The sequence below is a fragment of the Enterobacter sp. 61D5 genome (assembly GCF_034107965.1).
GTDB lineage: Bacteria > Pseudomonadota > Gammaproteobacteria > Enterobacterales > Enterobacteriaceae > Enterobacter > Enterobacter cloacae_M.
Window position 1 is genome coordinate 1 of record NZ_JAWNFK010000004.1, and the last position, 16,971, is coordinate 16,971.

The window sequence follows — 16,971 nt, forward strand, 5'->3', positions numbered from 1 at the left end:
AGGTGCGGGGTTTTTTGCTTTTTGCTTATCCTCTCTGGCCTTCCTCTTAATCCCTTATCCTGCTAATGGAATGTGTGATCCCTGTCGCAATGTTATTTATAACAAAATTATAACATTTTGTTTACGAGGTAATTGAGTCTCCTGGCTCAATACGCCGCTGTTTATGGCAGGAGCATAATCACAATGACAGAAAGCATTACATCAAACGGGACGCTGGCTAACAGTGATACCCGAAGAAGGGTATGGGCAATAGTCAGCGCCTCTTCAGGGAATCTGGTTGAATGGTTCGACTTTTACGTCTACTCATTCTGTTCACTCTACTTCGCACATATTTTTTTCCCATCCGGCAACACCACAACGCAGCTGCTACAAACGGCGGGGGTATTTGCCGCAGGGTTTTTAATGCGGCCCATCGGGGGCTGGTTGTTCGGTCGCATTGCGGATCGTCGCGGCCGTAAGACTTCTATGCTGATCTCGGTGTGCATGATGTGCTTTGGTTCTCTGGTGATCGCCTGCTTACCGGGATATGAATCGATTGGTACCTGGGCACCGGCGTTACTTTTACTGGCCCGCTTATTTCAGGGATTATCGGTGGGCGGTGAGTACGGTACCAGTGCGACCTACATGAGTGAGATTGCACTGGAAGGCCGTAAAGGTTTTTACGCCTCATTCCAGTATGTCACGTTGATTGGTGGTCAACTGCTGGCCATTCTTGTGGTGGTGATCCTGCAGCAAATTCTGACGGATGAGCAACTTCACGCCTGGGGATGGCGAATTCCTTTCGCAATGGGCGCAGTACTGGCGGTTGTCGCACTTTGGCTACGCCGTCAGTTAGATGAAACCTCTCAGAAGGAAGTCAGAACGCTAAAGGAGGCGGGAACATTCAAAGGGTTATGGCGTAACCGCAAAGCTTTCCTTATGGTGCTGGGCTTTACTGCGGGCGGCTCTCTTAGTTTCTACACGTTCACCACCTATATGCAGAAGTACCTTGTGAACACAACCGGCATGCACGCAAACGTTGCCAGCGTAGTCATGACCGTGGCGCTGTTTGTCTTTATGCTCATACAACCTATTATCGGTGCGCTCTCGGATAAAATCGGTCGACGAACGTCGATGCTGATTTTTGGCGGGATGTCAGCGTTATGTACCGTACCTATTCTGTCTGCCCTTCAGCATGTGACTTCGCCGTATGCCGCGTTTGCGCTGGTGATGCTGGCGATGGTGATTGTCAGTTTCTATACCTCTATTAGCGGAATACTGAAAGCCGAAATGTTTCCGGCGCAGGTACGTGCTTTAGGGGTAGGGCTCTCTTATGCGGTAGCTAATGCGTTGTTTGGCGGATCGGCGGAGTACGTTGCGTTATCGCTTAAATCATGGGGAAGTGAAACGACATTCTTCTGGTACGTAACGATAATGGGCGCACTGGCCTTTATTGTTTCCCTGATGCTGCATCGCAAAGGGAAAGGCATTCGGCTTTAATAGCGTGCCATCTGCCACACGGCATAGCCGGTCGTTGCGCCGGCGACATCCCAGGCGAAATCTTTCCAGCTCCAGCCGCTCCCTGCGGGGCGGCTGTCCCACAGTTCTTTTGATGCTCCAAGGCTGATTGAGAACATCAACCCAATTGCCGCACTGCGATCCCTGCTGTATCCCTGATGCTGCGCATATTCATTACCGGCTGCGGACAACATCGCGGAAGCGAGGAAATGCTGGGCTTTATCCTGTCCAGACCAGCTATCGTTGGCCATATGGCTACAGCCGCTCAGAAAGAGGACGCTCAGTAACAGAGGAATACGCATCAACGGGCTCCATAAAAAAAGCCCTGCGTGTGGCAGGGCCTGGACATTACAGAATACGGCTGATAAGTCGGTCGATACGAATACGACGTAAGCGGCGGATAAGCTTGCGGACTTTCACCGGGTAATCGGCAATGCTCTGCAGTTCGCGGTAATGATTCACCACAGTGGTATGTGTGCGAATCAGCTCCAGCTCACGTTCACGTTTTGCGGCTAACTCATGCTGCGGGTCATGGATCAGGATAGCGTTTTCCAGATCCAGTCGCCACGCGCGTGGGTTCAGGTTGTTACCGGTCAGCAGCATCCACTCATCGTCGACCCACATTCCTTTCAGATGGTAAGTGTTGTCTTCATCTTTCCAGAGACGCACAACCAGCTGGTCAGTGTTTACGTAATACTGTAAACGGCTCAGGAAACGGCGCAGGTTAATCTCATAGAGATAAGGCAGGGCACCAATGATTTTGAACGGCTGATCTTCAGGAATGAAGAAGTCGTTTGCGGTTTTATCACCAACGATGATTTCCACTTTTTTACCGTCGCGCAGCAGCTGAATGATATTACGCACCAGCACTGCAGGAAGGTTGAAGTACGGCGTACAGATGGTGAGTTTCTGCTCCGCGCACGGCATCAGATGGAAGATCGTTTTGTTCAGCAGGCTTGATTTGCCGAGCCCTACCAGCGGGGTAACGGATAACTCTTCGTTGTTCGCATCGCCCTGGAAATGATAGACCGCATCACGCAGCTCCTGACGGAAGGCGCGAACATCGTTTTTGATTTCCGGGCTTTTAGGGCGTTCGGGAGCGTCAAGGCGATTAACACCGCGGCCATGGACCAGATTTTTATCAACCCAGTTAAACATGATATCGGCCATCTGCGGATTACGGATCAGATGGTAGCGGTCGTAGCGATATTTATCGAGCTGATGAAGGTAAACATCATTCAGACTTGCGCCGCTGTACAGCACGCTGTCATCAATGATGAAGCCCTTGAAATGAAGAACGCCGAGCGCTTCACGGGTATTTACCGGGACGCCATAAACAGGCACATCAACCCCAGGATTTTCCTGCGCCGTGCGGCAATACCAGTCAGCATTGGTGTTTGAGGCGGCAGCGCCAATACGGCCACGCTGAGCGCGATGCCAGTCTACCAGCACGCGAACATCAAGTTCCGGACGCTGACGTTTGGCTTCATAGAGCGCGTTCAGGATCGCGCGCCCACCTTCATCCTGTTCAAGATAGAGCGCTACAATGCAAATGCGTCGCGTGGCGCTGGCAATCTTTTCCAGAAGCGTCTCCCGAAAATGAGCGGGAGCGTAAAAGAACTCTACATCATCAACTGACTGAGAAATCTTCGGTAGTTGAGCAAGGTGTTGTTGATGTTTATTACGCTTAAATTTTGACAACATCACAGTGCGTTTCTTCTCTGTTCATTGAAGGGTTGTCTGTACCATGCAAACAACATAAGCGGACAATGATACCACCAGTCCCGTCCAAAGTGGGTAACATTTCCAGTAGCTTACTCGCGTTTGTCTGCTGATGTCAGACTGAGGGACAAGGCCACAATACCTTCGTCCAGCTGAATATCAACGTCAAACCCAAGTTTTCGCGCCAGGGTCACCATACCGCGATTGTTAGGCATAGTAATGCCATTGAGGCGTAACAATCCGTGATCTCGCGTATAACTGATGAGTTTTTCCAGCAGCCGTCTCCCAAGACCCAGGCCTTTAAGATCGGAGCGCACCAGCACAGCAAACTCCGCATCCACGTTATCCGGGTCAGAAATCGCACGCGTGACGCCGAGGATCTCATCCCCCTTATCGGAGCGACGAACGGCAACAAACGCCATTTCTCGATCGTAGTCGATCTGGGTCATATTGGCTAAATCATCGTGGGTAAATTCGTTGATTTCGCTAAAATAGCGATAATAAAGATCCTCTTTCGTGACCTGAGAGATAAAGGCCCGCAGCTGGGGCTCATCTTCCGGCAGAATAGGGCGGAACAAGGCGCGTTCCCCATTCTTCATCTCAACCCACTCTTCCAGCTGCAGGGGATACGGGCGGATCGCCAGACGGCTCTCTCTGTCTCCTTCGAATGGCGCGATATCCAGGGTCACGTCCAGCGCCGTGAACTCATTGCCGGAGGCGAGCAGTGGATGAATGTCCAGCCGCTGTATTTCGGCGCAATCCACAATCAGGTTAGACACCTGTACCAGGAACTGGCTTAACCCGGCAATATCAAGCGGGCGCAGCGCACTCCGGCCGCGGATCTTTTTACTTTTAATCGCCTGGATGATCAGATAGCGCGCCAGGTTCATGTTCAGCGGCGGTAACGCCACCACCGCCTGCTCCTCCGGACGCCACTCAACGCCCCCCTCTCCCAGCATGATGAGCGGACCGAAGACGGGATCGTGTTCGACCACCACCCGTAATTCCTGAGCCCCTGCGCGGTTTGCCATGCTTTGCACCAGCAATCCGTGGATCCTTGCCTGCGGCCAGGCCATTTTGACCCGATCAAATATGGCATCAGCTGCCTGCTGCACCTCAGTCGCCGTACGCAGGTATAACATAACCCCCTGAACATCAGACTTATGCGGGATATCCGGGGAGCGGAGCTTCAGGGCCACCGGATAGCCAATCTGTTCGGCTATATGCACGGCCTCTGCGCTGTCGCTGGCGATCCAGGTCGGCAGGGTTTGCATCCCGTAGCTGCCCAGAATGGGCTGGACCTCATGCGTATCAAGCGAGGTCGCGCCTTCTTCAATGGCCTGCTGCAACAGCCGGTGAACGTCGACGGTGTTCGCCGTCAGATTCCCCGGCAAAGCCGGTGTTTCACGCAGCTGTTTCTGGTTGCGGCGATATTCCACCATATGCATAAATGCGGTGATGGTGCCTTCCGGCGTGCGGTAGGTTGGCAGCCCGGCCTCGCTGAACAAGCGCCGTGCCTCCTGAGAGGAAAACTCACCGCACCAGTTGGTGAGCAGGGTAACGTATTTACCGCGTGGATGGTTGCGCACGGCGTCAATGAGCGCGCGCGCGCTTTCGCTGCCCGGCGCGACCGCGCTGGGAGAGTGGATAATCATCAGCGCATCGAAATCCTGGCTATCCAGCAAAATGGATATCGCCCTGATATAGCGGTCGCTGCTGGCGTCATCGCGCAAATCAAGCGGATTGCCGGGCGTCACGCTGGTCGGAAGCGCTTCTTTCAGGCGCTGCAGCGTCTCTTCACTCAGCGTTGCCAGCTTGCCGAAGCGGCGCCACAGCTCGTCCAGCGCGAGCGCGGCAGGGGCCGCACCGTTACTGACAATCATTAGCTTCTCACCGCGCAACGGGCGCATATGGCTTAACGTCTCAACGGCGGAAAAAAGCTCGTGCGTATCCTGTACCCGCAGCAACCCCGCGCGCTGAATGGCGGCGTCCCAGGCGGGATCCATGCCGGAATGAGAATGCAGCAGACGCTGTGCCGCAGGGCTGCGTCCGCTTTTGATCACCAGGATCGGCTTATTGCGCGAAGCGCTTCGCGCAGCTGAGACAAAACGACGCGCGTCGCTGAGGTGCTCAAGATAAAGCAGGATCGCGCTGGTTTTGCCGTCACGCGCCAGAAAATCCAGTAGCTCATCAACGTCGATATCCAGGCTGTCGCCCAGGGCAATGAAGTAGGAGAATCCCATTTCACGCTGCTGCGCCCAGTCGAGGATGGTGTTCGATACCGCAGCCGACTGCGAGATAAACGCCAGTTTGCCTTTGCGGATCGGAACCGGGGAGAAACTGGCATTCAGCCCCTGCCAGGGGGCGAGCAGGCCCAGACTGTTTGGCCCGAGAATGCGCATTTGAAAGCGGCTGGCGCAGGCCAGAAGCTCGGCTTTCTGTTCAGGCGGAGACGAGAGAATTATGCAGGTTTTACACCCTTTCTTGCCGAGTGATTCCAGCAGTTCCGGGTTGCGCTTCGCGTTTGTACAGAGTACGGCAAGATCCGGCACGAAAGGCAGGCTTTGTACATCAGGCCATGCAAGTACCCCCTGAACGGCCTTATAAGACGGTGTGACGGGCATGACGGGGCCATTAAATCCCCCGGCCAGCAGATTGCGCATCATCAGATAGCCAGCACGATCCGGCTTCATTGATGCGCCGATAACGGCAATGGATTTTGGACGAAGTAGCGCTTCTAACCCTCGCTGGCTCATGCAGGCCTCCTGTGAATGCAAGCGACCTGATGATTTTAAACGCTTTCTGGCTCGGGCGCTGTGACGCTGCCCTTATGAACGGTTTTTCCCGCCAGATAGCGCTCCCGGAAGCATGAGAAATGGTTGCCCAGGGCACCAGCCGCAGCGGTATCTCCCGCTAAATCCAGAAGCGCAATCGCCACTTCGGCGGTGCAGTATTGCCCGTCAGCATGTGCTTCACGCAGGCGGTAGGCGGAGACGCGGGAAAGATCGACAGAAATCACCGGCAGCGCGTCGAGATACGGGCTTTTGCGAAACATTTTTCGCGCTTCGGTCCAGGTACCGTCCAGCATGATAAACAGCGGTGGTTTACCGGATGGCGGCGCTGAAAGCACCTGGCGATCCACACCTGCATATGACGCGGGGAAGACGACCATCGGCTGGTAGTTGGGGCTGGTCACTAAATCGAGCAGGGCCTGAGGCGGCTCCGTACGGGACCACTGAAACGCGGCGGTATCCGGCAGAATATCGGCGATAAGACGCCCCGTATTGCTGGGTTTCATCGGCTCGGTATCGAACATGACCAGACAAAAACGGCTCTGTGCCGTACTCGGTGCCAGCGTCTCGCACAGACAAACCTTCAGCGGCAGCAGGCAGCGCTGACAGCGGCGAATACGGTTGCCTCGGGCGAGGAACGGTCGGGTGGCGCGCGCAAGGCGTTCGGCGCGTAATTTAAGAACGGCGTTATCAGTCATGGGCGAAATGCAGGAAAAACGCTATTTTCGCAGAGGCGGGAGCGGGGCACAAGACGTGCCCCGTGAATGTTACAGCGACTCGTTTAACCAGCTTTCAAAAGGCGCTTTTGGAACCGCGCCGTTGAGCATATCGATCACTTCGCCATTTTTGAAAATCATAATGGTCGGGATGCTGCGAATACGAAAACGTGCGCTCAGTTCGGGTTCGGCTTCGGTATTGACCTTTACGAACCGCATTTTTCCGCTGCGCTCTTCGGCCACATCTTCGAAGATCGGCGCGAAGCTACGGCATGGGCCGCACCATGGCGCCCAGAAATCGATTACGACAGGAAGATCGTCCTTGAGGAGTTTGTCCAGCGTAGCACCCGTCGCGTTAATGACATCGCCATCAAATAATTCATGGCCACAACGTCCGCATTTCGCACCATCTTCCATCCGATCGTCCGGAATGCGATTAAGAGCCTGACAGTTGGCACATACGGTATTCATAACTAACCTCTGATAGAGCCGTGGGACAGCGGCACGACGCCGATAATGTTTCTAATATGTTACATATTATCAATGAGCCTGTTTGAAACAACAATGCGTTTTATTCAATGAGAACAATAGTCACAGGCTTTTGTACGAAATTATGGCTATGCGCTGGCACATCGGGTAATCTGCGCGCTTCGCGCAGCGCTGGTGGAGAAAAGCATGAACGACGAAATGAAAAACAAAAGCGGCAAGGTCAAAGTGATGTATGTCCGCAGTGATGATGACTCTGATAAACGCACCCAAAATCCGCGTACCGGAAAAGGTGGCGGGCGTCCGGCGTCTTCTCGTGCAGACGGTGGCCGTCGCCCCGCCCGCGATGACAGAAATAACCGCGGTGATGACCGCAAACGTGACGATCACAAACGCGATGACCGTCCGCGTTCCGACCGCCCACGCAGTGACCGTCCACGCGACGATCGTCCGCGTGATGACTTCTCACGTGATAACGCCTCCCCGTGGCGCACCGTCTCTCGCGCCCCTGGCGATGAGACGCCGGAAAAAGCCGATCACGGCGGTATCAGCGGTAAAAGCTTTATCGACCCGGAAGTGCTGCGCCGTCAGCGTGCGGAAGAGACCCGCGTGTATGGCGAGAACGCCTGCCAGGCGCTGTTCCTGAGCCGTCCTGAGTGTATCGTCCGCGCCTGGTTTATCCAGAGCGTGACCCCGCGCTTCAAAGAAGCGCTGCGCTGGATGGCCGCGAACCGTAAAGCCTACCACGTGGTTGATGATGCCGAGCTGACCAAAGCGTCCGGCACTGAACACCACGGCGGCGTCTGCTTCCTGATCAAAAAGCGTAACGGCACGACCGTGCAGCAGTGGGTCAGCCAGGCGGATGCCGATGACTGCGTGCTGGCGCTGGAAGATGTGGGCAACCCGCACAACCTGGGCGCAATGATGCGCAGCTGCGCGCACTTTGGCGTGAAAGGCGTGCTGTTGCAGGATGCCGCACTGCTGGAATCCGGCGCCGCGATCCGTACTGCGGAAGGCGGAGCCGAGCACGTACAGCCGATCACCGGCGACAGCGTTCTGGACGCCCTCGAGCAGTTCCGTAAAGCGGGTTATTCCATCGTGACTACCTCGAGCCATGCCGGTACGCCGCTGTTTAAAGCGACGCTGCCGCGCAAAATGGTGCTGGTGCTGGGTCAGGAACGTGATGGTCTGTCTGACGCGGCGCTCTCCAGTGCGGATCTGAGCGTCTCTATCGACGGAACAGGCAATGTGGAAAGTCTGAACGTATCCGTTGCGACCGGCGTACTGCTGGCCGAATGGTGGCGCCAGAATAAGGCATAATCCATTATGCTTTTTGTATGCCCGGTGAGCCGGGCATACAAACTCTAACTACTCGCTCTCTGCCGGTAATACAGGCATCCAGTCAATCGGCTTTTCGCCACGTTTTTCCAGCCATTCATTCGCCAGAACAAAATGATTACTGCCAAAGAAACCGCGATGTGCAGACAGCGGTGACGGGTGCGGTGCCTTGAGCACGTGATGACGCTGACGATCGATAATCGCCCCTTTCTTCTGCGCGTGAGAACCCCAAAGTAAAAACACCACCCCTTCACGATGCTCGTTGATCAGGCTGATGACTTTATCGGTAAACGTCTCCCAGCCCAGACTGGCGTGCGAGTGCGCCTGACCGGCCCGTACGGTAAGCACCGTATTCAGTAACAGCACGCCCTGGCGCGCCCAGCTTTCCAGGTAACCGTGGTTTGGCCGGGTAAAACCGGGCACGGTTGCTTCAAGCTCTTTATACATGTTGAGCAGAGAAGGGGGGATCGCCACACCCGGACGAACGGAAAACGCCAGCCCATGCGCCTGCCCGGGGCCGTGATAGGGATCCTGACCCAGAATGACCACTTTCACATCGCTCAGTTCGGTGTAGCGAAAGGCGTTGAACACGTCTTTCTGCGGCGGGTAAATCGTCTGTCCGGACTGACGCTCAGCGGCAACGGTGCTGAGCGTATTGATAAAATAAGGCTGCTGCTTTTCTTCTGCCAGCACGTCATGCCAGGTTAAATGTGTCGTCATCTCGCTCTCCTGCGAATCTCAATCTCTGACTAGCTTACCTGTTTCACCCCGGTGAGCAAAATTACGCGCTGAAATACGTGCTAAGTGGCTAAATTTATTTTGAAAAGATACAGGGTAAGTTGAAATGGTGAGACCGTGAAATTGATCTGAAACAATAAATTAAAACCACACTCTTTATGTGGTTGGTGTTTTTGTTGATTTAAATCAATAAATCACCGAGGTGCGAATGTTATATATACACACAAGAAACAATGGTTTTACCAATTGGCCGCAAGAGGCCGACACCAGTTAATGTAGCCTAAGGGAGGCAACACATGATTACAGGTATCCAGATTACTAAAGCTGCAAATGACGATCTGCTCAATTCTTTCTGGCTGCTGGACAGCGAGAAGAACGAAGCGCGCTGCGTCGTTGCGAAAGCGGGTTTTGCTGAAGATGAAATCGTACCGGTAAACAAACTGGGCGAAATCGAGTACCGTGAAGTTCCTATGGAAGTGCAGCCTGAAGTGCGCGTGGAAGGGGGTCAGCATCTGAACGTTAACGTGCTGCGCCGCGAAACGCTGATGGATGCCGTTGAGCACCCAGAAAAATACCCACAGCTGACCATCCGCGTGTCTGGCTATGCGGTTCGCTTTAACTCACTGACTCCAGAACAGCAGCGCGACGTTATCGCCCGTACCTTTACTGAAAGCCTGTAACGGCTTCAGCAGGGGGGAATAAAAAAGCCGGGGATTTCCCCGGCTTTTTTTTACTCTTCAGTTTTCGTCTCTGGTGCGGCAGAGCTTGGCTTACGGCGCTTACCAATATTTTTGGTATCGCGGTGGCGCTGCTTCACGCGCGGTTTCTCTTTTTCTTTCTCTTTTCTCTCAGCACGTTTTGCGAGCGCTTTCTTGGACGGTTTACCCGTCATCTTTTCACTCGGGGCACGCGTGGTCGGGCGGAGTTCGTCAATCACGCGCGCTTTCAGCGGCTCATCAACATAGCGGCCAATTTTCTGCAGCAGCAGGTAGTCATGCGCTTCGACCAGTGAAATCGCAATCCCTTTGCGGCCCGCGCGGCCGGTACGACCAATACGGTGCAGGTAGGTATCTCCGCTGCGCGGCATATCGAAGTTAATGACGTGGCTGACGTCCGGGATGTCGATCCCGCGTGCGGCAACGTCAGTTGCAACCAGCACGTTAACGCGACCATCGGTCAGTCGCTTAATCCCTTCGGTACGCTTGATCTGCGCCATCTCGCCTTCAAGATAGCAGTTGTTGATCCCGGCGTTACGGAGCATTTCAGCCAGCTCGTGCACGCGTTCGCGCTTACGCACAAATACGATTGCGCGCAGAGCATCTTCCTGTTTGAGCAGGTGTTTCAGCAAATCGACCTTGTGCTCAAGGTTATCCGCGCGGTAGTACCACTGGTGGATCTTCTTACGCTCACGGGTGGACGGCGTCGCCGAGACTTCCACCGGATCTTCCAGCAGACGCTCAGCGAAGTCTTTGATCGCTTCCCCTTCGAGGGTGGCAGAGAACAGCATCGTCTGGTTACGCCAGCGCGTTTCCCCTGCAATGTGCTCGATATCCTGTGCGAAGCCCATGTCCAGCATGCGGTCGGCTTCGTCGAGGATCAGCGTTTCAACCGCGCGGCAGTCGAAGTTCTCTTCTTTAATGTACTGCAGCAGGCGTCCCGTCGTCGCAACGACGATGTCCTGGTTTTCGCTGAACACTTCGGCGTGGTTCATGTACGCTACGCCGCCGGTGATGGTGGCGATATCCAGATGAGTATTTGCCGCGAGTTCACGCGCGTGATCGGCAACCTGCATTGCCAGTTCGCGCGTAGGCGTCAGGATCAAAATACGCGGCGGGCCAGATTTTTTACGCGGGAAGTCGAGCAGATGCTGCAACACAGGCAGCAAATAGGCTGCTGTCTTCCCCGTGCCGGTTGGCGCAGAACCGAGCACATCGCGGCCCTCAAGCGCAGGCGGAATGGCCGCTGCCTGAATGGCGGTCGGGCGTGTAAAGCCTTTGCTCTCAAGTGCATTGAGCAGGCTTTCATCGAGTTCAAGTTCGGAAAAAGTCGTTACAGTCATGTTCTACCTCTGTGTGGGGCGCTGATTATAGACGTTACGGCTGCAATCTTCATCTGTTTGTATGGATATCGCTTTTCGGCCACTTCGCTTTCCCCTATGCTACTCCAGTTTCACTTAGAAGGTTGCCCTGACATGTCTCAACTCAAAGCGCAGCTGCGCCGCGATGGTTTTACGTTTAAACAATTTTTTGTCGCCCACGATCGCTGTGCCATGAAGGTCGGTACAGACGGTATTTTACTGGGAGCGTGGGCGCCTGTCGCAGGTGTTAAGCGTATTCTTGATATTGGTACCGGCAGCGGGCTGGTGGCGCTGATGCTGGCGCAGCGTACGGAAGAACATGTCATCATTGATGCCGTCGAACTGGACGCGCAGGCCGCAGAGCAGGCGAGTGACAATATGGCCGAATCCCCCTGGGCAGCCCGAATGAAAGTGGAATGCGCAGATGTGCTCGCCTGGGCGCCTGAACAAACCGCGCGTTACGATCTGATCGTCAGCAACCCTCCCTACTACGAACCCGGCGTTGAGTGCGGGACACCCGAGCGTGAACGGGCGCGTTATACCGGCTCCCTCGATCATAAAGCGCTGCTCACCAGTGCGGCAGAACTCATCTCCGAAGAAGGTTTTTTCTGTGTGGTCCTGCCTGAGAGTACCGGCAACACGTTTATCGGCATCGCGCAGGAGATCGGCTGGACGTTACGTCTGCGTACCGATATTTCGGATACGGAAGGACGACTGCCGCACCGCGTGCTGCTGGCGCTCTCGCCAAAAGAGGGTGAATGCTTTAATGACCGGATGGTGATCCGTGGGCCAGACCAGCGTTATTCCGAAGATTACACTGCTCTGACCCAGGCGTTTTATCTGTTTATGTAAATCTGCGGGGCGAGTATCGACGGGCCGGATTCAGCAAGCTGATCCGGGTAGTCCAGGGTATAGTGCAGCCCGCGACTCTCTTTACGCATCATCGCGCAGCGGACAATCAGCTCGGCAACCTGCACCAGATTGCGCAGCTCCAGCAGGTTATTGGATACGCGGAAATTGGCATAGTACTCATCAATTTCCTGCTGCAGCATGGTGATGCGGCGCAAGGCGCGTTCCAGGCGTTTCGTGGTGCGCACAATCCCCACGTAGTCCCACATAAATAGTCGTAGCTCATGCCAGTTATGCTGGATCACGACCAGCTCGTCCGGATTATCCACGCGGCTTTCATCCCAGGCTGGCAGGTGCTCTGTCTCGCGGGCGTAAGGCATGCGCTTTGTGATATCTTCCGCCGCCGACCAGCCGTACACCAGACACTCAAGCAGCGAGTTAGAGGCCATACGGTTCGCGCCGTGAAGTCCGGTATAGCTGACCTCACCAATAGCATACAGACCGTCTACGTCAGTACGCCCATGATCGTCAACCATCACGCCACCGCAGGTATAGTGCGCCGCTGGCACAATGGGCACAGGATCGCGCGTTAAATCAATGCCAAGGTTGAGCAGCTTCTCGTAAATCATCGGGAAATGCTGGCGAATGAACTCTGCTGGCTTATGGCTGATATCGAGATACATGCAGTCCACGCCAAGACGCTTCATTTCATGATCGATGGCTCGGGCAACGATGTCACGCGGGGCCAGTTCACCCCGGGCGTCAAAGTCGGGCATAAAACGGGAGCCGTCAGGGCGTTTCAGATAAGCGCCTTCACCGCGCAGGGCTTCCGTCAGCAGGAAGTTGCGCGCCTGGGGGTGGAACAGGGCGGTGGGGTGAAACTGATTAAACTCGAGATTTGCCACCCGACAGCCTGCGCGCCAGGCCATAGCGATACCGTCGCCGGAGGCAATGTCCGGGTTCGTGGTGTACTGATACACCTTGGAGGCGCCGCCCGTCGCCAGCACCACAGCCTTCGCCTGACAGGTCTCCACCTTCTCTTTATTACGGTTCCAGACCCAGGCGCCCACCACGCGACGCATACCGGGCAGGCCAATCTTGTCAGAGATAATCAGGTCAACGGCATTGCTTCGCTCGAGAACCCGAATATTAGGATGGTTCAGCGCTTTGCTGACCAGCGTGGTTTCCACTTCTTTTCCGGTGGCATCCGCTGCGTGCAGGATGCGGCGGTGGCTATGGCCGCCTTCGCGAGTCAGGTGGTAGCTCTCTTCACCGTTGGGTTGAACCTGAGTATCGAACAAGACGCCCTGGTCGATGAGCCACTGAACGCAGTGACGGGCATTGCTGGCGACAAACTCTGCGGCGTGTGCATCCACGATCCCTGCTCCGGCAATGAGCGTATCTTCGACGTGGGAAGCAATGCTGTCTGTCTCATCAAACACGGCGGCAATGCCACCCTGGGCATAAAACGTTGAACCTTCACTTATCGGTCCTTTACTCAGAACGATAACGTTTTGATGCTCGGCCAGGCGCAGCGCCAGAGAGAGACCGGCAGCACCGCTGCCGATGATCAGTACATCACAATGGAGTTCAGGTGTTGTGTTCATAATTGTTGTTTAATTTACTAAACAGTGTTGGGTCAGAATAGCACCTGAATGCGATATATCGCACGTATTTTTTTAGCGGCTGTCGCAATGGCTAAACGCGTAAGCGGAGGTAAACGGAGGGTAAATGAGTGAAATTATTTTGCGAAGCAGATCGTTAGCGTCAGATTTTGTGGTGAAATAAAGCCTGTGTTGCGTTACTCTTTTGGCGGGAAAAAGATGTTTCTTGTCAGAAAGTGGTGCGTATCGTGAACAGACTTATAATGAGAGAAAATGAACGGTCTGCGACGCGATGAACAAAAACAAAGGCGTTACGGAACTTATTGAAGATCAGACACTCTAATTGGTGCTTGCTCAAAGTGCGGTATTTTAGAGTGGCGTTTCGATAACGCGTGGAATTTAGGTTTGGGGAGACATTACCTCGGATGAGCGAGCAGTTAACGGACCAGGTCCTGGTTGAACGGGTCCAGAAGGGAGATCAGAAAGCCTTTAACCTACTGGTGGTCCGCTACCAGCATAAGGTGGCGAGCCTGGTTTCCCGCTATGTACCGTCAGGCGATGTGCCTGATGTGGTGCAAGAGTCTTTTATTAAGGCCTATCGCGCGCTGGATTCTTTCCGGGGAGATAGTGCTTTTTATACCTGGCTGTACCGTATTGCGGTCAATACGGCAAAGAATTATCTGGTCGCTCAGGGCCGTCGTCCGCCTTCAAGTGATGTGGACGCAATCGACGCCGAAAACTTCGAAAGTGGCGGCGCATTGAAAGAAATTTCGAACCCTGAGAACTTAATGTTGTCAGAAGAACTGAGACAAATCGTTTTTCGCACGATCGAGTCGCTCCCGGAAGATTTACGTATGGCAATTACGTTACGGGAGCTGGATGGTCTGAGCTATGAAGAGATAGCCGCTATCATGGATTGTCCGGTCGGCACGGTACGTTCACGAATTTTCCGTGCGCGAGAAGCTATTGATAATAAAGTTCAACCGCTTATCAGGCGTTGACGATAGCGGGATACTGGAAAAGGTATTAGGCATGCAGAAAGAAAAACTTTCCGCTTTAATGGATGGTGAAACGGTGGATAGTGAGCTGCTCAACGAGCTGTCTCATTCACCCGAAATGCAAGAGACCTGGGAGAGTTACCATCTCATCCGTGACACCCTTCGCGGTGACACCGGCGAGGTTCTCCATTTCGATATCTCAGCCCGCGTCATGGCGGCGCTCGAGAATGAGCCTGTTCATCAGACCACTCCGCTGATTCCTGAAGCTCAACCCGCGCCTCACCAGTGGCAGAAAATGCCGTTCTGGCAAAAGGTGCGTCCGTGGGCCAGCCAGCTTACCCAAATGGGTGTGGCTGCATGCGTATCGCTTGCAGTTATTGTTGGCGTCCAGCACTATAATACTCAGTCTGAAACTAATCAGCAGCCAGAAGCGCCAGTGTTTAACACACTGCCGATGATGGGCAAAGCCAGCCCGGTAAGCCTGGGCGTACCGGCTGATGCATCCGCCAGCGGCGGCCAGCAACAGCAGGTTCAGGAGCAGCGCCGTCGCATTAATGCGATGTTGCAGGATTACGAGTTGCAGCGTCGTCTGCACTCTGAACAGCTTCAGTTTGAGCAGGCGCAGACACAGCAAGCTGCTGTGCAGGTGCCCGGAAACCAAACTTTAGGAACGCAATCGCAGTAATGAAGCAACTTTGGTTCGCCATGTCTCTGATGGCGGGTAGCCTGTTCTTCTCTGCCAACGCCTCGGCTGATGTTTCATCCGGGGCGTTGTTGCAGCAAATGAATCTGGCCAGCCAGTCACTCAATTACGAGTTGGCATTTATTAGCATCAATAAGCAGGGCGTCGAGTCGTTACGCTATCGTCATGCCCGTCTTGATAACCAGCCGCTCGCCCAGCTTTTACAGATGGATGGCCCGCGTCGGGAAGTGGTCCAGCGTGGTAACGAAATCAGCTATTTCGAGCCAGGCCTGGAGCCTTTCACGCTGAATGGCGACTATATCGTTGATTCTCTGCCGTCACTCATTTACACCGACTTTAAACGGCTTGCCCCTTACTACGATTTTATTTCGGTAGGGCGTACCCGCATCGCGGACAGACTGTGCGAGGTAATTCGCGTTGTTGCCCGGGACGGAACGCGCTACAGCTATATCGTCTGGATTGATGCCGAAACCAAACTCCCCATGCGTGTTGACCTGCTCGACCGTGACGGTGAAACGCTGGAACAGTTCCGGGTTATCTCCTTCAGCGTGAACAATCAGGTTGGCAACAGCATGCAGAATCTGGCTAAGGCCAGCCTGCCGCCGCTGCTTTCTGTTCCTGCCGGGGATTCCGTTAATTTCAACTGGGTACCTGCCTGGATCCCACAAGGATTTAGCGAAGTGTCCAGCAGCCGTCGTCAATTGCCAACGATTGAAACGCCGGTAGAATCGCGCCTCTATTCGGATGGTTTGTTCAGCTTCTCTGTGAATATTAATCGCGCAACGGCAAACAGCGCCGAACAAATGCTGCGTACCGGGCGCCGTACGGTGAGTACAACGGTACGCGATAACGCAGAGATCACCATTGTGGGAGAACTCCCTCCGCAGACGGCGAAGCGCATCTCCGACAGCATTAAATTCAGGGCTGCACAATGATCAAAGAGTGGGCGACGGTTGTCTCCTGGCAGAACGGCATTGCGCTGGTGAGCTGCGATGTTAAAGCCTCATGTAATAGCTGCGCATCCCGCGCCGGCTGCGGCAGCCGCGTGCTGAATAAGCTCGGGCCACAAACATCGCACACGATTTCTGTGCCAAGCGAACAGCCGCTGATGGCGGGGCAGAAGGTGGAACTGGGCATCGCGGAAGGCAGCCTGCTCAGCTCCGCTATGCTGGTGTATCTCTCTCCGCTGGTCGGCCTGTTTATCATGGGCGGCCTGTTTCAGATGCTGTTTGGTACCGATGTGGCCGCCATGTGCGGTGCCGCATTGGGTGGCGTGGGGGGATTCTGGCTTGCCAAAGGGCTCTCACCGACGCTCGCCGCACGCGAAAAGTGGCAGCCTGTCATTCTCAGCGTTGGGCTGGCACCAGACCAGCTTCGTGTTGAAACGCTCTCTTCTGAGGCCCGGTGATCCATCGGGCTTTATCATTTTTTACACCCTAAAACAGAAAACG

At 54.6% G+C, this 16,971-nt stretch carries 17 protein-coding genes; 9 read left to right on the forward strand and 8 right to left on the reverse strand.

What is annotated here, in order from left to right:
• Positions 1–183 precede the first annotated feature (183 nt).
• A complete protein-coding gene (locus UTM25_RS02970) occupies positions 184–1,479 on the forward strand; it encodes an MFS transporter (protein ID WP_194400107.1) in 1,296 nt (431 codons plus the stop codon).
• Here the strand turns inward: UTM25_RS02970 and UTM25_RS02975 are convergent.
• The 5 genes from UTM25_RS02975 to trxC form a co-directional block, all read right to left on the reverse strand.
• On the reverse strand, positions 1,476–1,799 hold the full coding sequence (locus UTM25_RS02975) for a YfiM family lipoprotein (protein WP_194400109.1): 324 nt from the start codon (positions 1,797–1,799) through the stop codon (positions 1,476–1,478). The two genes, UTM25_RS02970 and UTM25_RS02975, sit on opposite strands and share 4 nt — an antisense overlap.
• Before the next feature lie 46 nt (positions 1,800–1,845).
• A complete protein-coding gene (gene pssA / locus UTM25_RS02980; RefSeq protein ID WP_194400641.1) occupies positions 1,846–3,201 on the reverse strand; it encodes a CDP-diacylglycerol--serine O-phosphatidyltransferase in 1,356 nt (451 codons plus the stop codon).
• 110 nt (positions 3,202–3,311) lie between these two features.
• Positions 3,312–5,975: a bifunctional acetate--CoA ligase family protein/GNAT family N-acetyltransferase gene (locus UTM25_RS02990; protein ID WP_194400111.1), complete on the reverse strand. Its 2,664-nt coding sequence runs from the start codon at positions 5,973–5,975 to the stop codon at positions 3,312–3,314.
• A 35-nt stretch (positions 5,976–6,010) separates the two neighbouring features.
• Positions 6,011–6,709, reverse strand: a complete 699-nt coding sequence (locus UTM25_RS02995; protein ID WP_194400113.1) for a tRNA-uridine aminocarboxypropyltransferase — start codon at positions 6,707–6,709, stop codon at positions 6,011–6,013.
• 69 nt (positions 6,710–6,778) lie between these two features.
• A complete protein-coding gene (trxC, locus tag UTM25_RS03000) occupies positions 6,779–7,198 on the reverse strand; it encodes a thioredoxin TrxC (RefSeq protein WP_023308858.1) in 420 nt (139 codons plus the stop codon).
• 204 nt (positions 7,199–7,402) lie between these two features.
• On the opposite strand from trxC, the gene UTM25_RS03005 reads away from it, so the two are divergent.
• Positions 7,403–8,533 carry a tRNA/rRNA methyltransferase gene (locus UTM25_RS03005; RefSeq protein ID WP_194400115.1) on the forward strand — a complete coding sequence of 377 codons (1,131 nt, stop codon included), beginning with the start codon at positions 7,403–7,405 and terminating at the stop codon, positions 8,531–8,533.
• A gap of 48 nt (positions 8,534–8,581) precedes the next feature.
• Here UTM25_RS03005 and ung read toward each other — a convergent pair whose 3' ends face one another.
• Positions 8,582–9,271 (reverse strand): uracil-DNA glycosylase, encoded by a 690-nt coding sequence (gene ung, locus UTM25_RS03010; protein WP_194400117.1) that lies wholly within the window; start codon positions 9,269–9,271, stop codon positions 8,582–8,584.
• Between the two features lie 314 nt (positions 9,272–9,585).
• Here ung and grcA point away from each other — a divergent pair, with 314 nt between their 5' ends.
• On the forward strand, positions 9,586–9,969 hold the full coding sequence (gene grcA, locus UTM25_RS03015; protein WP_029741127.1) for an autonomous glycyl radical cofactor GrcA: 384 nt from the start codon (positions 9,586–9,588) through the stop codon (positions 9,967–9,969).
• Between the two features lie 50 nt (positions 9,970–10,019).
• Here grcA and srmB read toward each other — a convergent pair whose 3' ends face one another.
• On the reverse strand, positions 10,020–11,348 hold the full coding sequence (srmB, locus tag UTM25_RS03020) for an ATP-dependent RNA helicase SrmB (RefSeq protein ID WP_194400118.1): 1,329 nt from the start codon (positions 11,346–11,348) through the stop codon (positions 10,020–10,022).
• A 132-nt stretch (positions 11,349–11,480) separates the two neighbouring features.
• Here srmB and trmN point away from each other — a divergent pair, with 132 nt between their 5' ends.
• Positions 11,481–12,218 carry a tRNA(1)(Val) (adenine(37)-N(6))-methyltransferase TrmN gene (gene trmN / locus UTM25_RS03025; RefSeq protein WP_194400120.1) on the forward strand — a complete coding sequence of 246 codons (738 nt, stop codon included), beginning with the start codon at positions 11,481–11,483 and terminating at the stop codon, positions 12,216–12,218.
• Here trmN and nadB read toward each other — a convergent pair.
• The gene (gene nadB / locus UTM25_RS03030) at positions 12,203–13,822 is read right to left on the reverse strand and encodes an L-aspartate oxidase (protein ID WP_194400122.1); all 1,620 of its coding nucleotides are present in this window, start codon (positions 13,820–13,822) and stop codon (positions 12,203–12,205) included. The two genes, trmN and nadB, sit on opposite strands and share 16 nt — an antisense overlap.
• 363 nt (positions 13,823–14,185) lie before the next feature.
• Between nadB and rseD the strand changes: the two genes are divergently transcribed.
• Genes rseD through rseC form a run of 5 tightly spaced genes read left to right on the forward strand, consistent with a single transcriptional unit; the run spans position 14,186 to position 16,928 of the window.
• A complete protein-coding gene (gene rseD, locus UTM25_RS03035; RefSeq protein ID WP_229255512.1) occupies positions 14,186–14,248 on the forward strand; it encodes a rpoE leader peptide RseD in 63 nt (20 codons plus the stop codon).
• Complete coding sequence (gene rpoE, locus UTM25_RS03040; RefSeq protein ID WP_006176728.1) at positions 14,245–14,820, forward strand: RNA polymerase sigma factor RpoE; 576 nt, start codon at positions 14,245–14,247, stop codon at positions 14,818–14,820. The genes rseD and rpoE overlap by 4 nt, the downstream gene beginning before the upstream one ends.
• A 31-nt stretch (positions 14,821–14,851) precedes the next feature.
• Positions 14,852–15,502 carry an anti-sigma-E factor RseA gene (gene rseA, locus UTM25_RS03045; RefSeq protein WP_194400124.1) on the forward strand — a complete coding sequence of 217 codons (651 nt, stop codon included), beginning with the start codon at positions 14,852–14,854 and terminating at the stop codon, positions 15,500–15,502.
• On the forward strand, positions 15,502–16,455 hold the full coding sequence (gene rseB, locus UTM25_RS03050) for a sigma-E factor regulatory protein RseB (RefSeq protein WP_023308851.1): 954 nt from the start codon (positions 15,502–15,504) through the stop codon (positions 16,453–16,455). The genes rseA and rseB overlap by 1 nt, the downstream gene beginning before the upstream one ends.
• Positions 16,452–16,928 (forward strand): SoxR-reducing system protein RseC, encoded by a 477-nt coding sequence (gene rseC / locus UTM25_RS03055; RefSeq protein ID WP_194400126.1) that lies wholly within the window; start codon positions 16,452–16,454, stop codon positions 16,926–16,928. The genes rseB and rseC overlap by 4 nt, the downstream gene beginning before the upstream one ends.
• Positions 16,929–16,971: the final 43 nt, after the last annotated feature.

Excerpts from the sequence above, each read along its gene's own strand:
- trmN (WP_194400120.1), top strand. The coding sequence starts at position 11,481 with ATGTCTCAACTCAAAGCGCAGCTGCGCCGCGATGGTTTTACGTTTAAA.
- rseA (WP_194400124.1), top strand. The coding sequence starts at position 14,852 with ATGCAGAAAGAAAAACTTTCCGCTTTAATGGATGGTGAAACGGTGGAT.
- srmB (WP_194400118.1), bottom strand. The coding sequence starts at position 11,348 with ATGACTGTAACGACTTTTTCCGAACTTGAACTCGATGAAAGCCTGCTC.
- ung (WP_194400117.1), bottom strand. The coding sequence starts at position 9,271 with ATGACGACACATTTAACCTGGCATGACGTGCTGGCAGAAGAAAAGCAG.
- rseB (WP_023308851.1), top strand. The coding sequence starts at position 15,502 with ATGAAGCAACTTTGGTTCGCCATGTCTCTGATGGCGGGTAGCCTGTTC.
- grcA (WP_029741127.1), top strand. The coding sequence starts at position 9,586 with ATGATTACAGGTATCCAGATTACTAAAGCTGCAAATGACGATCTGCTC.
- UTM25_RS03005 (WP_194400115.1), top strand. The coding sequence starts at position 7,403 with ATGAACGACGAAATGAAAAACAAAAGCGGCAAGGTCAAAGTGATGTAT.
- rseC (WP_194400126.1), top strand. The coding sequence starts at position 16,452 with ATGATCAAAGAGTGGGCGACGGTTGTCTCCTGGCAGAACGGCATTGCG.
- UTM25_RS02970 (WP_194400107.1), top strand. The coding sequence starts at position 184 with ATGACAGAAAGCATTACATCAAACGGGACGCTGGCTAACAGTGATACC.
- UTM25_RS02990 (WP_194400111.1), bottom strand. The coding sequence starts at position 5,975 with ATGAGCCAGCGAGGGTTAGAAGCGCTACTTCGTCCAAAATCCATTGCC.
- UTM25_RS02975 (WP_194400109.1), bottom strand. The coding sequence starts at position 1,799 with ATGCGTATTCCTCTGTTACTGAGCGTCCTCTTTCTGAGCGGCTGTAGC.
- trxC (WP_023308858.1), bottom strand. The coding sequence starts at position 7,198 with ATGAATACCGTATGTGCCAACTGTCAGGCTCTTAATCGCATTCCGGAC.
- nadB (WP_194400122.1), bottom strand. The coding sequence starts at position 13,822 with ATGAACACAACACCTGAACTCCATTGTGATGTACTGATCATCGGCAGC.
- UTM25_RS02995 (WP_194400113.1), bottom strand. The coding sequence starts at position 6,709 with ATGACTGATAACGCCGTTCTTAAATTACGCGCCGAACGCCTTGCGCGC.
- pssA (WP_194400641.1), bottom strand. The coding sequence starts at position 3,201 with ATGTTGTCAAAATTTAAGCGTAATAAACATCAACAACACCTTGCTCAA.
- rpoE (WP_006176728.1), top strand. The coding sequence starts at position 14,245 with ATGAGCGAGCAGTTAACGGACCAGGTCCTGGTTGAACGGGTCCAGAAG.